Source organism: Micromonospora sp. NPDC050397, assembly GCF_044901685.1.
Lineage (GTDB): Bacteria > Actinomycetota > Actinomycetes > Mycobacteriales > Micromonosporaceae > Micromonospora_G.
This window is the reverse complement of the sequence record NZ_JBJDPS010000001.1, coordinates 1,081,515-1,099,073: the sequence shown is the minus strand read 5'-3', so window position 1 is coordinate 1,099,073 and position 17,559 is coordinate 1,081,515. Positions and strand designations below refer to the sequence as shown.

Annotated in this window: 16 protein-coding genes; 2 read left to right on the top strand and 14 right to left on the bottom strand. The window is 71.7% G+C overall.

Translation table 11 applies throughout. From position 1 onward, the window contains the following. Positions 1-61: 61 nt before the first annotated feature. The 14 genes from ACI2K4_RS04350 to ACI2K4_RS04285 form a co-directional block, all read right to left on the bottom strand. Positions 62-937: an FHA domain-containing protein gene (locus tag ACI2K4_RS04350; RefSeq protein ID WP_404508631.1), complete on the bottom strand. Its 876-nt coding sequence runs from the start codon at positions 935-937 to the stop codon at positions 62-64. Between the two features lie 8 nt (positions 938-945). Further along, a complete protein-coding gene (locus ACI2K4_RS04345) occupies positions 946-2,229 on the bottom strand; it encodes a VWA domain-containing protein (RefSeq protein ID WP_404508629.1) in 1,284 nt (427 codons plus the stop codon). After that, positions 2,226-3,275: a protein phosphatase 2C domain-containing protein gene (locus ACI2K4_RS04340; protein ID WP_404508628.1), complete on the bottom strand. Its 1,050-nt coding sequence runs from the start codon at positions 3,273-3,275 to the stop codon at positions 2,226-2,228. The genes ACI2K4_RS04345 and ACI2K4_RS04340 overlap by 4 nt, the downstream gene beginning before the upstream one ends. A 1-nt stretch (position 3,276) precedes the next feature. After that, positions 3,277-5,523: a tetratricopeptide repeat protein gene (locus ACI2K4_RS04335; RefSeq protein ID WP_404508626.1), complete on the bottom strand. Its 2,247-nt coding sequence runs from the start codon at positions 5,521-5,523 to the stop codon at positions 3,277-3,279. After that, the gene (locus ACI2K4_RS04330; protein ID WP_404508625.1) at positions 5,520-6,665 is read right to left on the bottom strand and encodes a hypothetical protein; all 1,146 of its coding nucleotides are present in this window, start codon (positions 6,663-6,665) and stop codon (positions 5,520-5,522) included. Before ACI2K4_RS04330 ends, ACI2K4_RS04335 begins: the two co-directional genes overlap by 4 nt. A gap of 23 nt (positions 6,666-6,688) precedes the next feature. Next, complete coding sequence (locus tag ACI2K4_RS04325; protein WP_404508623.1) at positions 6,689-7,672, bottom strand: glutamate ABC transporter substrate-binding protein; 984 nt, start codon at positions 7,670-7,672, stop codon at positions 6,689-6,691. After that, entirely contained in the window at positions 7,669-8,961 is a 1,293-nt protein-coding gene (locus ACI2K4_RS04320) for a hypothetical protein (RefSeq protein WP_404508621.1), read from the bottom strand. Before ACI2K4_RS04320 ends, ACI2K4_RS04325 begins: the two co-directional genes overlap by 4 nt. Positions 8,962-9,090: 129 nt before the next feature. After that, positions 9,091-10,353, bottom strand: coding sequence for a YeiH family protein (locus ACI2K4_RS04315; RefSeq protein WP_404508619.1), 1,263 nt, complete (start codon positions 10,351-10,353; stop codon positions 9,091-9,093). Continuing rightward, the gene (locus ACI2K4_RS04310) at positions 10,353-10,514 is read right to left on the bottom strand and encodes a hypothetical protein (protein ID WP_404508617.1); all 162 of its coding nucleotides are present in this window, start codon (positions 10,512-10,514) and stop codon (positions 10,353-10,355) included. The genes ACI2K4_RS04315 and ACI2K4_RS04310 overlap by 1 nt, the downstream gene beginning before the upstream one ends. Before the next feature lie 436 nt (positions 10,515-10,950). Next, positions 10,951-11,736 (bottom strand): TSUP family transporter, encoded by a 786-nt coding sequence (locus ACI2K4_RS04305; RefSeq protein WP_404508615.1) that lies wholly within the window; start codon positions 11,734-11,736, stop codon positions 10,951-10,953. Next, positions 11,733-12,233: an RrF2 family transcriptional regulator gene (locus ACI2K4_RS04300; protein WP_404508613.1), complete on the bottom strand. Its 501-nt coding sequence runs from the start codon at positions 12,231-12,233 to the stop codon at positions 11,733-11,735. Before ACI2K4_RS04300 ends, ACI2K4_RS04305 begins: the two co-directional genes overlap by 4 nt. Before the next feature lie 27 nt (positions 12,234-12,260). Next, entirely contained in the window at positions 12,261-13,145 is an 885-nt protein-coding gene (locus ACI2K4_RS04295; RefSeq protein ID WP_404508611.1) for an ABC transporter permease, read from the bottom strand. Then, a complete protein-coding gene (locus tag ACI2K4_RS04290) occupies positions 13,135-13,941 on the bottom strand; it encodes an ABC transporter ATP-binding protein (RefSeq protein ID WP_404508609.1) in 807 nt (268 codons plus the stop codon). Before ACI2K4_RS04290 ends, ACI2K4_RS04295 begins: the two co-directional genes overlap by 11 nt. Beyond that, positions 13,938-15,005: an ABC transporter substrate-binding protein gene (locus ACI2K4_RS04285; protein ID WP_404509182.1), complete on the bottom strand. Its 1,068-nt coding sequence runs from the start codon at positions 15,003-15,005 to the stop codon at positions 13,938-13,940. The genes ACI2K4_RS04290 and ACI2K4_RS04285 overlap by 4 nt, the downstream gene beginning before the upstream one ends. A 236-nt stretch (positions 15,006-15,241) precedes the next feature. Between ACI2K4_RS04285 and ACI2K4_RS04280 the strand changes: the two genes are divergently transcribed. Beyond that, positions 15,242-16,162, top strand: a complete 921-nt coding sequence (locus ACI2K4_RS04280; RefSeq protein ID WP_404508607.1) for a glutathione S-transferase C-terminal domain-containing protein — start codon at positions 15,242-15,244, stop codon at positions 16,160-16,162. A gap of 313 nt (positions 16,163-16,475) precedes the next feature. Beyond that, on the top strand, positions 16,476-17,531 hold the full coding sequence (locus ACI2K4_RS04275; RefSeq protein WP_404508605.1) for an IS110 family transposase: 1,056 nt from the start codon (positions 16,476-16,478) through the stop codon (positions 17,529-17,531). Positions 17,532-17,559 lie beyond the last annotated feature (28 nt).

Below are 17,559 nucleotides of genomic sequence, written 5' to 3'. Positions count from 1 at the left end.
CACGCGTCGGGCCGCAGCGGCGCCGGTCCGGCGGTGACCGAGCCGCCGCCGGGCGCGGTCACTAAGGAAGTGGCCCCGCTCGCAGGGTGATCCTGGTCCAGGCGCCGACGTGGATGTGGTCGCCGTCGCGGAGCACCACCGGTTTCTCCGGTGGGATCGGCTCGACCTGGTCGTTGACGTAGGTACGGTTGGCCGACCTGAGGTCCACCACCGCCCAACCGTCGGGCTGGGCGACCAGCAGGGCGTGCAGGTGCGAGACGGCCGAGTCCTCCGGCGGTCCGGTGAGGTCGATGTCGGGATAGATCCCCCTCGACCGACTGTGCCGACCGATCACCACCTGGGCGGAGGCGAGCGAGAACCGCCGGTCCGGGCAGAACCAGGGAAAGTTGATCTCCGGGTCGGTGCCGTGTTCCGTACGGATCCGGTCGAAGTGGGCCCGGTCGGCGCTGACCACGGCGTGCCACCCCGCCGCTGGTACGCGGTCCTGCGGGCGGGCCGCGTCGTCCCCCAACGGAGGCGGTCCACCCGGTGCCGACACCGGTGGCGGCGCCTCCGGAGCCGACCCGGCCGGACCGGTCGAGCCGCTCGGGCTGATCGGACCCGGGACGCTCGGGCTAGTCGGACCCGGGGCACTCGGGCTGGTCGTGCGCGGAGCGTTCGGGCTGATCGGGTCCGTCGGGTCGGTGGCGACCGGTGGGGCGGGGACCGCGAGGGCGTCGAACCCGCACCGCTCACAGAACCGTCCGTTCATCGGGTTCTCGCAGTCCGGGCAGACCGACGGACCCGTACGCGGCGGCACCGCCCCGGTACGGGCCCGCTGGGGCGGGTCCACCCCGGGACGGGCCGGACCGGGCGCGGACAGCCCCGAGATGGCCGCGCCACAGACATCGCAGTAGTCGTCGAGGTCGGATTCGTGGCCCCGGGGACAGATTGGCATGGCTCTCCTCAGACCGGGCGTACGCGGGTGGTCTTGCGGGAGGTGACGGCCGCGATCTCGGCGTCGACGTCGACGTCGCTGTTGTCGGAGCGTCGTTTCAGCACCACCGTGCCGGTACGCGCGTCGGTCACCTCCACCACCCCGGCCAGCAGCCGTACGGTGTCGGAGCGCCCGGACTCGTTGGCGATCTGGACCGCCCGGCCGAGACGGGCGGTGGCCGTGGCGATGTCACCCACCTGTCGGGCCGCGAGGCCCTGCTGGATCGCCTCGGCGAGCTCGACCTCCCCGGTGTAGTGGGCGACCCTCTGGTTGATCCGGGTCGAGTAGACGGTGTCGTCCGTCCACACGGCACGGACCAGCGCCTGGGCCATCGTCTCGTCGCCCCTGGTGACGCTCACCCGGGCGGCCAGCATCTCCTCCCCCACCAGACCGGCGGGGAGTTCGACGGAGAGGTGGTAGTCGCGGCTCTCCTCTCCCCACGAGCCGGTCGGATAGTCGCCGACCCGGGCGCTGACCTCGGTACGCCGCTCGGTCAGCTCGACGATTTCGGGGTGGACCTGCTTCAGGAACCGCAGTCGTGCTCCGGCCGGCGTCCACACCCGCAGGAACACGTCGGCCATCGTCTTGCCCATCGCGGCCTCGATCATCATCTGGAAGTCCGCCGCGAGGTCGGCCGGATCCTTCATCCCGTCGGCCGTGCCGAGCAGCGTCTCGGCGATCTTCACCAGTTCCGCCGCGCTCCAGCCGGCGCCGACGCCCCGACTGTCGCAGACGAAGGTGCCGGCGCAGGCGTCGAGCGCGCGCTGGAGCGTCGTGGCCGCCTCGCCGTTGCGGCCGTCGGTGAGCAGGATCGCGTGTCGGATCTCCGCCGGGAACGCCCGGAACAGGTCGCGGGCGAGCAGGAGCCAGGTGCCGATCGCGGTCCCGCCACTGGCTCTCAGCGTACGCAGGGCCGCCCGCGCCGAGGCGCGGGTCTCCGGGGACGCCACGGCCATCCCCCGGCCGGGCGGGTATACCGTGACCGCGCCCGCGGATCCGGCGACCACCGCGAAACCCACCCCGTCGCGGAGGGTGTCGATCGCCACCCCGGCGGCCTTCTTCGCCTGCACCAGCCGTTCGCCGTGCATGGAACCGGAACAGTCGATGATGATGACCTCGGCCGCCGAGGCGCCCGCCCGCCGGACCGCCGCGCCACCGTCGGTCGCCATGGTCACGGTGATCACCGCGTCGGCGACCGTCGCGCCCTCGGCCAGATACTCGTTCTGGAAGACCTCTGCCTGGACGTCGCTCATGTTCGGTCACTCCTCTCGATTTCCGCGCCCTCGGTGGAGCCGTCCGGGTCCGGGTGATCGTGAATCTGTTCCCGCTCGCCGCGACGGTGCGGCACGGGTACGGGCAGCACGGCGACCGCGATGTTGTCCGCCCCGCCGGCGTCGAGGGCGTAGCTGGTGAGCCGGTTCGCGACGGTCCGGGCGGGACCGGCCGTTCCCCCGAACGGATGAGCCAGCGCGTCCGGGGTCGGCAGGTAACGGGAGAGCCCGTCCGAGCAGAGCACCACCGCCCCGTCTCCCGGCGGGGAGAAGGTGACCAGGTGGGGATCTCCCGACGGGGCGTCGGCGCCGAGCCAGCGGGTCAGGCCGAAGGCGTCCGCCGACAGCGACAGCCGGGACGGGTCGACTCCGGCGGCACCGAGCTGACCCGCGAGTGAGTCGTCGACGGTGAGGCAGCGGGCCGTCTCCGGTCCCCCGTCGGCCCACCAGTAGGCACGGCTGTCGCCCGCCCAACCGATCGTCACCGTCCGCTCCCCGGTCACCACGGCGGAGACAAACGTGCAGGCCGGCGCGTCACCCGCACCGGATCGGTCGAGGGTCGCCACCGCCCGCTCCGCCGCCCGGAACGCCGCGACCGTCGCCGCCTCCGCCGCCGTACCGTCGGCGAGCAGCCGCAGCAGGGTGTCGAGCGCCGCGTCGGCGGCGGCGTGGGCGGCGGCGTCCGCGTTGGGCGAGGAGGAGACCCCGTCGCAGACGACGGCGACACGGTGACCGCGTACGACGCCGACCGCGATGGCGTCCTCGTTGCGTGCCCGGTGCCGACCGACGTCGGTGACCGCCGCGACGGTGCCGAGGTCCAGTTCGCACCGGTCCCGGCCGACGGGCTGGCGCCGCCCGCAGGCGTCGCAGTAGCCGTGCCCGCCGACGGTCCCGCCGCAGGAGCCGCAGTTGTACGCGGTGGACCGGGACGACAGCCGACCCGAGTCCACTGTCACCTCGGCGCCGCAGGACTCACAGAACCGGTCGCCCTCACCCACGGGCAGCGCGCAGTTCGGACAGTCGGCCATGTCAGAACCAGGTCCGTGGGCGTACCGCGTTGGCTCGGTCGACCAGCCCGATCCGGGTCTCCTGGTCGGCGGCGACCTTCGACAGCACCCGGTACGCCCGCTCCAGCCCGAACCGCAACTCACGCTCGGAGAGCGTGTGCGACAACACCCGCCCGGCACCGGCGTTGCCGGCCCTGACCCAGTCCAACGCCGCCCGCAGGGTCTCGATCGTCAGCCAGGCCCGCCGCTCGACGTCCAGGCCCAGCCGCTCGACCCGGGACGAGACATCGAGCAGTTCCGCCTCGGCAAGCCGCGCCACCTCGGCACCGAGCCGGGCCCGGACCGCGGCGATCTGCGCGAGCCCGCTGTGACTGGAGCTCTCCGGTACGGTGTCGAGGATCGCCACCGCGCCGGCCCGGTCGCCGAGGGCGGACAGGATCCGGGCCAGGCCGAAGGCGGCGCTGACGTACGCCCGGTCGGTGTGCCAGACCCGCTCGTAGAACGTACGCGCCGCCGCGCCGTCGCCGACCAGTTCGGCCGTGGCGGCGAGGGCGAGCTGCGGGGCGAGTTCGCCCGGCAGGGTGTCGTACACGCTCTCGAACGCGCGGCGGGCGGTGGCCGGGTCCCCGCCGGCCAGTGCGATCAGCCCGCCGTACCAGTCCACCCGCCAGTCGCCCCCGGCGTCGACGGCGGCGAGTTCGGTACGCGCGGTGGCGAGGTCCCCGCTGGCGATCCGGGCCCGGACGACGGCCAGCGCCGCCTCCGTACCGGTCGCGCCGAGCGAGGCGAGCGCCTCGGCCAGCACCTGCGGGTCGGCGGTCTGCACCGTCGCGAGCAAGCCGGCGGCGGGGTCCGCCGGGTCGACCTGCGGGACCGGTAGACCGGCCGCGATCGAGGCACCGTCGGGGACGGTGTCGTAGCCGGACCCGTCGGCGTCGACCTGGCCCGCCCTGGTGCCGAACGCCCGCCGCTCGCCGGTGAACTGGGCCGACACGCTCGGCCGGGGCACGCCGTCGGCACCGGAGAGCACCTGCCGCAGGACCCCGAGCAGTTGCTCGGCCATCTCGGCGGCGTCGCCGAAGCGGCGCCCCGGCTCCCGGTGCGTCGCACGGCGCAGGAACCGGTGGTACGACTCCTCGCGGGCCAGCAGCGGAACGGTCGCCGCGTCCGGCAGCTTGTCCACGTAGGTCGAGGTGAAGCCACGGAAGTCGAAGCTGAGCACGGCCATCGACCGGGCCAGCGTGTAGAGGTCGGAGGTGACCGACGGCCCGGTCCGTTCCACCTCCGGCGCCTGGTAGCCGACCGTGCCCCAGACCGCGCTCACGTTGTCGTCGACCCGCCGTACCGCGCCGAGGTCGACCAGCGTCACCCGGTCGTCGGCGTGCAGCACGTTGTCCGGCTTGAAGTCGCAGTAGAGCAGGCCCCGCTCGTGCAGGTAACCGAAGGCCGGCAGGATCTCCAGCGCGTACGCGATCACGTGCGGCAGCGGCAGCGGTTGCCGCGATCCGCCGACCACGGGCTGGCCGAGGTAGACGTCCCGCAGCGAACGCCCGCCGACGTACTCCATCACGATGTAGCCGACCCGTTCGGACGTACGCGGGTCCGGGTGGGACACGAAGTCGTAAATCTTGACGATGGCGGGGTGGTCCACCTCGACCAGGAACCGTCGCTCGGTGATGGCCGCCGCGGTGGCGTCGGCGTCACCGGAGTCGATCAGTCCCTTGAGCACCACCCAGCGGTCACTGACCTCGTCGCCCACGTTGCGGTCGCGGGCGAGGTAGATCCAGCCGAGCCCGCCGTACGCGATGGTGCCGAGGACCTCGTACCGGTCGGCGACGGCGGTCCCCGGCTCCAGCCCGGGGCGGAACGAGTACGGCGTCCGGTCGTTGGGGCAGAACCCCTCGACCAGGCCGGGGCGCCCGTCGCGGCCGCGGCCGACCGGGTGGCCGCACTTGCCGCAGAACCTGCGCGACTCGGGCACCTGCGGGTCGGTCAGCACCGCCGAGGTGGGATCCCGGCGTGGCATCCGGGGTACGTCGAGCAGCCCGGCGCCGAGTCGACCCCGGCCGGTGCCGGTGGCGCCGGTCCGACCGCTCGACGACGCCGTACCCCGGGTCATGGCCGCGCTCGGGGTCGACCCGGCGGTGACCGGTAGCGGACCGGCGGCCGGTGCGCCGGTCCGGCCGGCGGGCGCCTTGCGTCCGCACTCGTCGCAGTAACCCTCCGGCCCGTACGAGCCGGTGCAGTCCGGACGCGCACACGCGGTCATCCCGCGCTCCCTTCGACGTCGCCGGTCAGTTCCTGTTGGTAGGCGTAGACGGCCCGGGTCGCCGCGCGCAGGTCGCACGGCGCGCTCCAGAGCAGATCCCGGGCGGTCCGGTGCAGCGCGGCCAGCCGCAGGTCCTCGGCCCGGCCGACCCGACCCGCCTTCGCCTGGTAGGCCAGCAACCGCCCGCGCAGTTCGTCCCGCCGCCCGACCAGCCCCTCCGCCGTGGCGGCACGGGCTTCGGCGGCGACAAGACCGGCGGCCGTCTCCCCGTCCAGGGCGTCGAGTCGGGCCATCAGCCCGGCCCAGCCCTCGGCGCGCGGCGGAACGGTACGGCCCAGTGCCTCGGCGGCGCGTCGTATCTCGGTCGCCAGGTCGACCGGTTCCGGCAGGCCGGGATCAACGATCTTCTCAACGGCCCGGTCGTACGCCGACCGTTCCCGCCCCTGGGCGCGTACCAGCACCTCCACGGCACCGTCGAGGGCGGCGAGCCGCTCGGGCAGCATGGCCCGGACCCGGGCCAGTTCCTCGAACCGGCCGACCGCCGCCGCGATCGCGGTGCCCAGCCGGGCCCACTCGCCGGAGTGGGGTTCGGCCCCGACGGGGTCACCGAGAGCGGCGTGGTGAAGCTGTCGGAGGGTGGCACCGAGCCGGGCCGCCGTGCTCGCCCGCCCGGTCGAGAGGGCCGTCTCGGCGGTCGTGACGACGTCCAGCCCGGACTCCAGTTCGGCGGCCCGGGTGGCGACGGCGGCCCGGGCCTCGCCGACCCGGTCGAGAACGGCGATCACCTCCAGGCAGCTCTCCGCCAGGGCGAGCGCGAAGGCGTGCGGCGGTACGTCGACGCCCGGCACGGGTGCGGTGAGCAGTCGGGTGAGTTCGGTCAGGGTGGCCGAGGGGGGCCGCTGCCGGCCGCCGCGTACCTGCCGGAGCCGCTCCAGCACCTCGCCCAGTCCGACGAAGCTCTGCCAGAGCGGGTCGATGCGCGGTTGGGCCACCTGCCACAGCGCGGCGGTGGCACCGGTGACGGCGGCACCGGCGAGATAGCCGCGTGACTCGTGTGCGTCGATCCGGTACAGCGCGGCGGCGACCGTCTCGTGTCCACGGCCGATCTCGGCGATCGCCCGGTCGACGTCCGTACGGTTCATCGGGTGGATGCCGGTCCCCACGGTCAGTCCCGGTAGCGCGCGACGGGTGGTGCCGGCACCTCGCCGAACCGGCCGAGCCAGCGTCGGTAGAGCTCGGTCCAGGTGCCGTCCGCGCGCATCCGGGCGAGCACCCCGTTGACGAACCGGACGAGTTCCGGTGTGTCGAGCGACATCGCCACCCCGGCAGGCTCGTCGGTGATCGGTTCACCGACCACCTCGGTGCCCGGGTCCTGCGCGGCGAGCGCGAGCAGCAGGACGTCGATGGTGGAGACCGCGTCGATCTGGCCCTGCTGCAAAAGTACGAGGCAGTCGAGGGTGCTGTCGGTGGAGACCGCGACGGGCTTCGACGGCGCGCTCTGGATCTTCACGATGCTGGTGCTGCCCCTGGTGGCGCAGACCTTGCGGCCGGCCAGGTCGTCGAAGCTCTTGATACCGGAACCCCGGTTGACCAGCAGCCGCTGGTACGAGGTGAGGTACTCGCTGGAGAACGCGACCAGTTGGGCACGTTCGCAGGTGGCGGTGACGGTACGGATCACCATGTCGACCTCGCGCCGCTGGATCACCGGGATCCGGTCGGCGGTGGTGATCGCCCGGAACTGCACCGCGTCCGGGTTACCGAAGATGGCCTTCGCGATCTCCCGGCCGAGGTCGACCTCGAAGCCGGTCATCTCCCCGCTGACCGGGTCGCGGAACCCCATCAGGTAGGCGTTCTGGTCGATGCCGACGAGCAGCCGACCACGACGGGCGATGGTTGCCATGGCGGTACCGTCGGGCATTCGGCCCGGCGCCGGCATCGAGGCCGGTGGTCGCAGGCTCGCCCGAGGATCACAGGCGGGCGGCGGCGGCGCGGGACTCGGTACGTCGGCCGGGTCCTTGACGTTGAGCGGGCGGGGCACCACCGCGGTGACCCCGCTGTCGTCCGGCGGGGGTGGCTCGGCCGGCGCCGAGCAGCCGGTCAGCAGAAGGGTGGCGGCCACGGCCAGGGCGGACAGTCGTCGAATGTTCATCGGTACTCCGCGATCCGCTGGTAGAGCCCGAACGATCCGGCCGCGGCGAGCAGCACGGCCAGGAGGGCGACCGCCACGTCGGCGCCGCCGAGCGCGTCGGCGGCGCTCACCGCCTGTCGGTCGAAGTGCCGCCGACCATCCGCGATGCCTCTGGCCAGCGCCGCGTCGAGTTGGTTGGCGGCGTTCGCCGCGCTGTCCGGGGCACTGCCGGTCGCCAACCGCACCGCTTCGAGATGCTGACTGCTGTCGTCCAACTCGCGCACCCTGCGGTGGGTGTCGAGCCATCTTCGGGCCTGGGCCTGGGCGTCCTCCACCACCGACCGGGCCGCGTCGTCGGGCGCCTGCTGGTGCGCGCGCAGCAGCAGGCCGCCGGACCCGTCGGCCCCGACCAGCCGCTCCATCGTCTCGGTGAAGGTCCGCTCGAAGACGGCCCCGTCGCCCCGGGCGATCAACGTGAGCCCTTCGTCCGCGCGGGCCTGAAGTGCGGCGATACGTGCCTCGGCGAGGATGGTCACCTGAGCCGAACCCCGCTGCCTGCCGTCGTTGATATCGCTGGCGGCGCCCGCGACGGCGATCGTCACCCAGGCCAGCCCCACCGCCGCGGCCAGGGTGGCGGCGAGCAGTCCCCGGTTGAGCACCCGGTTGGTCATCCGCCGCAGCCGTACCTGGGTCACCACGAGCAGCGTGAGCAGCGCCAGGCCGAGCAGCACCGCCGCCCACGGCACGCTCGCCACCGCGCGTTGGGCCTGCACCAGGCGCGACGACTCGGCACGGAAGAGGTCCTGGGCCGCCGGGAGGATGGTCTGGCGCATCAGGGCCGACGCCTCGCGCAGGTAGGCGCCGCCCAGGGGCAGCCCCTGCCGGTTGTACGTGCGCGCGGCCTCGACCAGCCCGGTGTAGACCGGCACCTGCACCACCAGCACGTCCAGTGCCGCCGCGCTCTCCCCCTCGGCACCACGCAACGCGGTGGCGATGGTCGCGCTCGCCCGGGCGATGTCGTCCAGGTAGCGGGTACGCAGTTCGGCCGGCTCCACCCCGTTGCCGAGAAACGCGCTCGCGGCCGTCGCGTCGGCGTCCGACAACGACCGGTAGATGTCCTGGGCCTGCACGCTCAACGGCCCACTGCGCACGCTCACGTCCCGGACCAGGCTGACGCTGTTCCGCATGGTCAGGGCACCGACCAGGCCGAAGGTCAGGCCGAGGAGCAGCACGGCACCCAGCGCCACGGAGAGCTGCCCCGGGCTGGTCGCGGTGCGGTGACGCAGTCGACCCCATGCTCGCTTGCGCAACGACAACTCCCCGGGTCGCTTGTCGACGGTCAGGCCAACGTATCGGGGGTCGTCAAGGTCTTACCGGGTCCGAAATACGACGCTGCCCCGGCGGCCGGGGTCGACCACCGGGGCACCGTCACCGGATCGTCAACCGGCGAAGCCGCGGAACAGCACCGACGCCAACGCCAACGCGAGCACCAGGTTGAACACGGTGGCGCTGGCGAAGACCGCGATCGGTCGCCAGCCCGCCTCCCGCAGCGAGGCGACCCGGAACTCCAGTCCGATGCTGACGAACGCCAGGATCAGGAACCAGACCCGAAGGTCGTTGACCACGCCGATGACCTCCTTGCCGTCCGCGCCCGCACCGTCCAGGTACCAGGTCGCGATCACCGACGCGGCGACAAAGCCGAGTACGAACTTCGGGAACCGGCGCCACAGTTCACCCCGCCCGGGGCGACTCGCGCCGGGCTGGCGCTCGACCCGGAGGGTGAAGTACGCGGTGAGCGCGACCGCCACGACACCCATCAGCGCGTTCTGGGTGACCTTGACGATGCTGGCGATCTGCAGCGCCTCCTCGCCGGCCAGCGCGCCCGCCGCCGTGACCGCCGCGGTGGTGTCGATGTTGCCGCCGATCCAGGCACCGGCGACCGCGTCGGAGAGTCCGAGCACGTCGGCGAGCCAGGGCAGGATGAAGATCGACGGCAGCGCGAAGAGGATGACCAGACTCGCGGTGTACGCGAGCTGCTCCCGCCGCGCCCGTACCGCTCCGGCCGCCGCGATCGCCGCGCTGACCCCGCAGATCGCGACCGCCGAGGCGAGCAGTGCCCGGAGTTTGTCGTCCACCCCGAACCTGCCGGCCAGCCACCAGGTGAACAGGAAGACGCCGCTGATCAGCAGGATCGCCTGCGCGATCGCCGGACCGGCCGCGCTGGCGATCACCGAGAGGTTGATCGAGGCGCCGAGCAGCACCAGTCCGGTCTTGATGAAGAACTCGGTCCGGAACGCGGCGGCGATCCGGTCCCGAATCCCGAGCAGGGTGACCAGTACGTTTCCTAGCAGGCCGAGCAGAATCGCGTAGACCGGGTATTCGATCGCGCCGGCGAAGTCGGCCAGGTCGGTGTCCTCGAAGAAGACCGGGACGTTCTGTTCGAGGTAGCGGGTCAGCGCGGCCAGGCCGAGGACCACGAGCAGGCCGAGGATCGTCCAGGCCCAGAACTCACCGGACCTGGCCGGGGCGACGCCGGTCGTGTCGTCGTCGACGGGGCCGGTTGTCGCGGTTCCCGGGGCGTCGTCGGGCGTGGCGGTCACCGGCGCGGATGTCGTGGCCGCGACGTCGCCGGGCGTGGCGGTCGTGGGTGTGGCGGTCGCGGAGGTGGTGTCGTTGGGCGTACGGGTCGCGTCGGCGGTCATCAGGGCACCAGCCCGGTGGGGATCGCGCCGACGAGGACGAGCACGAGCAGCGCGAGTCCCAGGATGGTCGCGGCCCAGTCCTCGTTCAGTGCGAGCCGGCTCTCCGGCGCGGTGGGTGGTGTGCTCGACGGGGCGGAACGGGAATCGGGTTCTTCGCTCATCGGGTTCCTTCGGGTTCGGGCGACCCCGAGGGCGGGGTCGTGACCAGGGGTCGTGACCTGGAGAGTGGGGTCGTGACCAGGGGAACGGGTCGTGACCAGGGGAACGGGTCGTGACCAGGGGAACGGGTCGTGACCTGGAGGGGTGGACCGTCCCGTCACCGTCCGGTGTGAACGGGGCGGTGCGGCCGGGTCCCGGGGCGGGACGGTCGCGGCCGGCGAGGGTGGCGCGACGGTGGTGGCTACCGCCGTGGCAGTGACGGGACGTCGATCAGGGGGTGACCGCGTCGCGCCCGCGACAGAGCCCCGAGGCGACCCGCATCAGGTCGACGACCCGGCGGGAGGTGAGATGAACCTCGATGAGCACGCGAACATATTCCTATCCTTCCGATAGGAATAGCAAGGCTTTTCCGCCATCCGATCGTTCGGCATCGGTCGTTCAGGCCAACGCGAGCCGGGCGGCACCGAGTCCGACCAGAACGGCGAGGACGGTCCGGAGCAACCGGTCGGGTGCCCGCCCGGCGAGCCTGGCCGCGTACCAGCCGCCGACGATCCCGCCCGCCCCCAGGGCCAGGCCGAGCGGCCAGTGCGGGGTCTGCACGGCGGTGTGACCGGCCAGGCTCAGCGTGCTGTAGGTGGCGAGGCCGGTGAGCGAGACCACCAGGGTGGCGACCAGCGCCGCGCCCGAGACGCGTACCACCGGCCAGCCGGTGAGCAACAGCGCGGCGGGGGCGGCCAGGACCGCGCCGCCCAGCCCGTAGAAGCCGCCGAGCAGACCGCTGGCGGCACCGACGACGAACAGCGCGACACAGTTCGAGCGGGTCAGTGGCGCCACCCGCTCCGCCCTGGGCCGGGGCAGCAGCAAACTGACCGCGACCAGCGCGAGCAACCCGGCGACCAGGACCCGGAACGCGGCCGAGTCACCGAGCAGGAAGACGTTGACCAGCGCGCCGACCACCGCCGCCGGCACCGCCGCGCCGACCAGGACCAGGGTCAATCCGAGGTCGACGTGTCGCTGGCGGACGATTCCCACCGGGGTGGACACGACGTTGAAGAGCAGGTTCGTCGCGCTGGCGACCGTACCTCCGAGACCGAAGACGGTCAGCAGCAGCGGCAGCAGGAGCAACCCGCCGGAGACGCCGGTCGGCGTACCGACGGCCGCGGCGAGGGCACCGAGGACGACCGCGAGGGCGATCTCCCAGGGGCCGGTCGCCCAGCCGGTCAACCGCCGGCACCGGGTCGGGCTGCCCGCCGGTGGGGTGCGAGCAGGTCGGCGAGCGTCGTCCGGTCCACCACCGCCTCGATGGCACTGTGTACGGCCAGCCAGACGTTGCCGAGTTCGGAGGCGACGCCGTGGTAGTCGGCCGCCTCGGTCGGCAGGCCACGTACGGTGGTCAGGGTTCCGCTCAACGCGCGCAGGACGTCCCCGACACTGATCTCGGCCGCCGGGCGGGCCAACGAGTAACCGCCGTCCAGACCTCGTTGACTGAGCAGGAGTCCCGCCCGCCGCAGATCGTGCAGGATGCCCTGGAGAAAGCTCAACGGGATGTCCTGCACGGTGGCAAGGACGGCGGCCTTGACCCACTCGCCGCCACCGCCGGCCGCACCGCCAGCGGTGGCGGCGACCGGGTCGCCACCGAGGTGAGCCGGGTGGGCGTGACCGCCGGCCGCGATCGCCAGCATGGCGCGGATGGCGTAGTCGCTGCGGGCTGAGACGTACACGGAGACTGCCTCCCGGTCGGGTGTCGGCTACTGGCGGGTCCGCAGCAGGCCCCACCGCCGTCTGATGGCCCGGTCCGCCGCCCCGAAGGCGGCGTCGACGAACAGGCCCAGCACCAGAATCACGATCATGATCGCGATCAGGCGCTCCGCCTCGGAGAGTTCCCGGGCGTAGACGAGCTGCGCGCCGATCGAGGTCTTCGTCGCGATCACCACCAGCAGTTCGCCGGCCATCAGGCTGCGCCAGGCGAACGCCCACCCCTGTTTCAGCCCGGCGACGATCGCCGGCAGCGCGGCCGGTGCGATGACGTACCGGTAGAGGTTCAGTCCGCTGGCACCGAGGTTGCGACCGGCCCGCAGCAGCAACGGCGGGACGTAGTCGACACCGTGGATGACGCCGTTGGCGATGGACGGCGCGGCGCCGAGCACCACCACGAAGAAGATGGCCTGCTCGCTGAGTTGGAACAGCAGGATCGCCAGGGGGAACCAGGCGATCGAGGGCATGGTCTGCAACGCGGTGATCATCGAGCCGAGGGCCGCGCGCAGGATGCGGACCCGGGCGACGGCGAGACCCAGCGCCAGTCCGAACGCGACGGCCGCCGCGAAGCCGACCGCGGCACGTCGGCCGGTGGTGGCGAGGCCGTCCCAGAACGCGGAGGTGCGTACGTACTGTCCGAGGTCGCCGAAGACGGCGGCCGGACCGGGCAGCGCCCAGGGGTCCTTCCAACCGGTCCAGACGACCACCTGCCAGATCCCGACGGCGAGACCGATCGCGGCGAGCTTGGGCCAGGTGGCGGCCCAGAGGAGCCGGGCCGGGCTGTGCACCTTCTGCTTGGCGGCGATCTCGAGTGCGTCCAGGCCGGAGATGGTCTCCGACTCGGCCCGGACGGTGGTCGTGCCGGTGTCACTGGCCATGGCGGCCCACCTCCGTACGCAACCGGTCGGTGACCTCGGCGGCGACGGCGGCGATCTCCGGGGAGTCGATCCGGCGGGGCCGGGGCGTGGTGACCGGGGTCTGGTAGATGATCCGGCCGGGGCGGCTGGAGAGCAGCACGATCCGGTCGGCGAGCCGGGCCGCCTCGCGTACGTTGTGGGTGACGAAGAGTACGGTCAGCCGGCGCTCGGTCCAGATCCGTTCCAACTCGTCGTGCAGCAGGTCACGGGTCATCGCGTCGAGTGCGCCGAACGGCTCGTCCATCAGCAGCACCGGGGTGTCGAGCGCGAGCGTACGGGCCAACGCCACCCGCTGCCGCATGCCGCCGGAGAGCTCGTGCGGGCGCCGCCGGCCGAAGTCTCGCAGCCGGACGGTGTCGAGCAGTTCGGCGACCCGCTGCCGACGCGCGTCCCGGGACAGGCCGCGCAGCTTGAGCGGCACCTCGATGTTCGCCGCGACGGTCAGCCAGGGAAAGAGCGCCGCCTCCTGGAACATCAGGCCGGGTGACGGGCGCCGGACGGACGGGGCCGACCCGGTCCGGTCGGTGATCTCGATCCGGCCACCGCTGGGCTGGTCGAGTCCGGCGACGAGGTTGAGCAGGGTGCTCTTGCCGCAGCCGGAGGCGCCGACGAGACAGACGAACTCGCCGGGCGCGACGTCGAGGGAGACCCGGTCCAGGGCGAGTACGGCGTTCTCGCCCCGGCCGTACACCTTGGTGACGCCGGCCAGCGCGACCGAGGTGGTCGCGCCGGCCGGTGCCGTGGTGGCGGACGTCATGTCAGCGGGACCTCGGCCTTACCCTGCGCCTTGAGCACCTCGTTCAGGTAGGTCAGGTCGTAGAGACCCTTGAGGTCGACCGGCTGGGTCAGCCCGACCGCGACGGCGTGGTCCAGTCCGGCCTTGAGCGAGGACTCGATCGGGTCGTTGAGGAACTCCAGCGTCGGCCAGGCCTGCTTGATCAGCTTGAGGTCGAGCGGCTTGCCGGTGATCTTCCCGATGTGGTCCGAGATGGCCTGCTGGGCCTCGTCCGGCTTGGTGTTGACAAACTCGTTCGCCGCGACCTGTCCCTCGACCAGCCGCTTCACCACGTCGGGGTGGGCCTTGAGGAACTTCGTGCTCACGATCAGGTTCGTGATCACGAACTTCTTGTCCGGCCACAGGTCCCGCTCGTCGACCAGGACCTTGCCGCCGGCGTTCACCAACCGGGATACGAACGGCTCGGGCACCCAGGCGCCGTCGATCGCGGTGCCGAAGGTCTCGATGGTCTGCGCGTTCTCCTGGGGCACGATCGAGACGTCGCCGCCACCCTCCTTGGTGGTGGTCAGGCCCTTCTCCTTGAGCCAGTAGCGGATCGCCACGTCCTGGGTGTTGCCGAGCTGCGGGGTGGCGATCTTCTTGCCACGCAGATCCTCGGCCGTGTTGATGCCGGCCTTGACCACCAGCGCCACGCCGCCGGAGGCGGCGCCCGAGACGACCCGTACGGCCTCGCCCTTGGACTTCGAGTGGGCGTTGACGGTCGGGTTCGGACCGATGTACGTCGCGTCGAGCGCGCCGGAGAAGATCGCCTCGATCGCGGCCGGTCCGGCGTTGAACGTCGAGGTTTCGAGCTTGACGTTCGAGCCCAGCTTTTCGGTGAAGATCCCCTTCTCCACTCCGACCACGGCGGGCGCGTGGGTGATGTTGGGGAAGTAGCCCAGACGCAGGGTCACCGGACCGGAGGAGCCGGCCTCGCCGGTCGAACCGTCGTCACCGCCGCAGGCAGCGGTGACGCCGAGCAGCGCCGGGGCCAGAACCGCGAGAGTGGCCAGCCTGCCGAGCCGGCCGTACGGGGGACGTCTCATCATCATCCAATCCCAAGTTTTCCTACTTGTTTGATAGGAAGGGTGGACTGAGTGACGGCATAGGTCAAGTGACCGTTCGTACCATCGCGACCGAACACTCACCGCTCCCACCGGCCGCTCGGCGCCCGGCGATGCCGCACGCGGTGACCGGAGCCGGAACGACCTGGACCCATAACCTATCTGTTGAGTAGGATTTGATCCGGCACATCGCGCTCCGACTCCTCGGAGGTAGGCCCATGCCGAGACTCTCGTCCTTCAGTCGCCTCGCCACTCCGGCCGACAGCAGAACCCACGGCGAATACCGGATCGTCCGCCGGCCCGACGACCCCCGACCGCTCTACCGGTTCACCGATCGCATCAGCGACGACAGCTCAACCGGCTTCACCCCCCGCGCCGGCCGCTACCACCTCTACGGAGGATGGTTCTGCCCGTGGTCGCAACGGGTGACCATCACCCGGGCACTGGCCAACCTCGACCACGTCGTCACGGTCTCCTACGTCGACAACGTACGCGACGGCCGAGGCTGGGCGTTCCGCGAACAGCACGGCCCCGACCCGGTCAACGGGTTCACCCTGCTGCGCCAGGCGTACGAGGCGACCGAGGAGGGCTTCGACGGACACGTGTCCGTGCCGACCCTCTGGGATCGGGCCACCGCCCGGGTGGTCAGCAACGAGTTCAAGACCATCGGCATCGACCTGGCGACCCGTTTCCGACACCTCGCCGAACCGATCGTCGACACCTATCCACTGCGGCATCGCGACGAGATAGAAGAGCTGGACAACTGGCTGAACCCGGCCGTCAACCACGGCGTGAGCCAGGCGGGTCGCCCCGGTCCGGACGGCGAGGGCGCGCGCAGCACCCTGCTCGACGCGTTCGCCACACTCGACCAGCGGTTGGCGTCGCGGCGTTACCTGGTCGGCAACACTCTGACCGAGGCCGACATCAGGCTCTGGGTGACCCTGGTCCGTTACGACGTCGGCGTCAACGCGCACCGCGTCGTCAACCCCGGACTGCACGAGTTCCCACACCTCTGGGCGTACGCGCGCGATCTCTACACCGTGCCGGCCTTCCGCGCGACGACCGACTTCAGCTCCTTCACCCTCCCCGGAGCCGACCTGCCGGACTGGCACGCCCCGGCGAACCGACCCCACCCCTGACCTCCCGACCCGACTCCCGGGCGGGTTGACGCTTCTATGTGGGTGGCGTTCGGGCTCGGGTTCGGCGCTGTAGGGTCCAACGCTGGTGATCTTGTGGGTGACCCATTCATGATCTGACCGCCCACGCGGGCGTGTCATCTCGTTGACCTGTCCCCACGGGATCACCGGCGTCGGCCCGGCCCACCCGGTTGGCCTGATCAGAAGCCTGTCCGTGCCACGCGTACGTGACCCATCACAGATATGCCGCCTGGGTGACTGCTCCCCGAGCCGACGCCGGCCCCTCGGACGCCGCCTGGAAGGAACAACACCCGAGATGACCATCGTCGCAGACACGGCCGATCTGGTGATCGGGGTAGACACCCACACCGACACCCACACCGCCGTGATAGTCGACCGCGTCGGCCGGGTCCTGGCCGACATCACCGTTACCACCGACCCCGACGGGCTGACCCGGCTACTCACCTTCGCCGACGACCACACACCCGCCGGCCACCAACGGCTGTGGGCCGTGGAAGGAACCCGCTCACACGGGCAAGGCCTTCACCGGCTCCTCCACGCCGCCGCGGAAACCGTCGTCGAAGCCGCGAAACCCGTCACCGCGAACCGCCGACGCGGCGGTAAGTCCGACTCCGCCGACGCGCTGCACGCCGCACGCGCCTGCCTGGCCACCACACACCCCGCCACCCCACGCGCCAACGGCACCCGGGAAGCCCTCCGCATCCTGCTAACCGTCCGCCGACACCACAGCGACACCCGCACCGCCACCATCAACCTGATCAAATCCCTGATCCTGACCGCCGACGACCCACTACGCGCCGACCTACGCCACCTGACCACCAACCAACAGATCACCTACCTGACCACCCTGGACAAGCCCGACAACACGAACACCGAAACCACCACCCGACGGCACGAACTACACACCCTGGCCACCCTCGTCGCCGATCTCGACACCACGCTCCGCGACAACCACCGCCGCCTACGCGCCCTCGTCACCGACCTGTGCCCACCCCTACTGGCCCAACCCGGCGTCGGTCCCGTGACCGCCGCTGTCGCTCTCACCACCTGGTCACACCCCGGCCGAGTCCGCTCCGAAGCGGCATACGCCAACCTCGCCGGCACCGCCCCGATCCCAGCCAGCAGCGGACGCACCAACCGCCACCGACTCAACCGAGGCGGTGACCGCACCCTGAACAGCGCCCTCCACACCATCATGCTGACCCGACGCCGCACCGACCCCGCCACCCGCGACTACATCACCCGCCGACAGAACGAAGGCCGCACCAACCCCGAAATCAACCGCTGCCTGAAGCGATACATCGCCCGCCAGCTCTACCGCATCATGCAGGCCAACCACACCACGACTTGACAGACCCCACTCACAGATCATGAAGTTG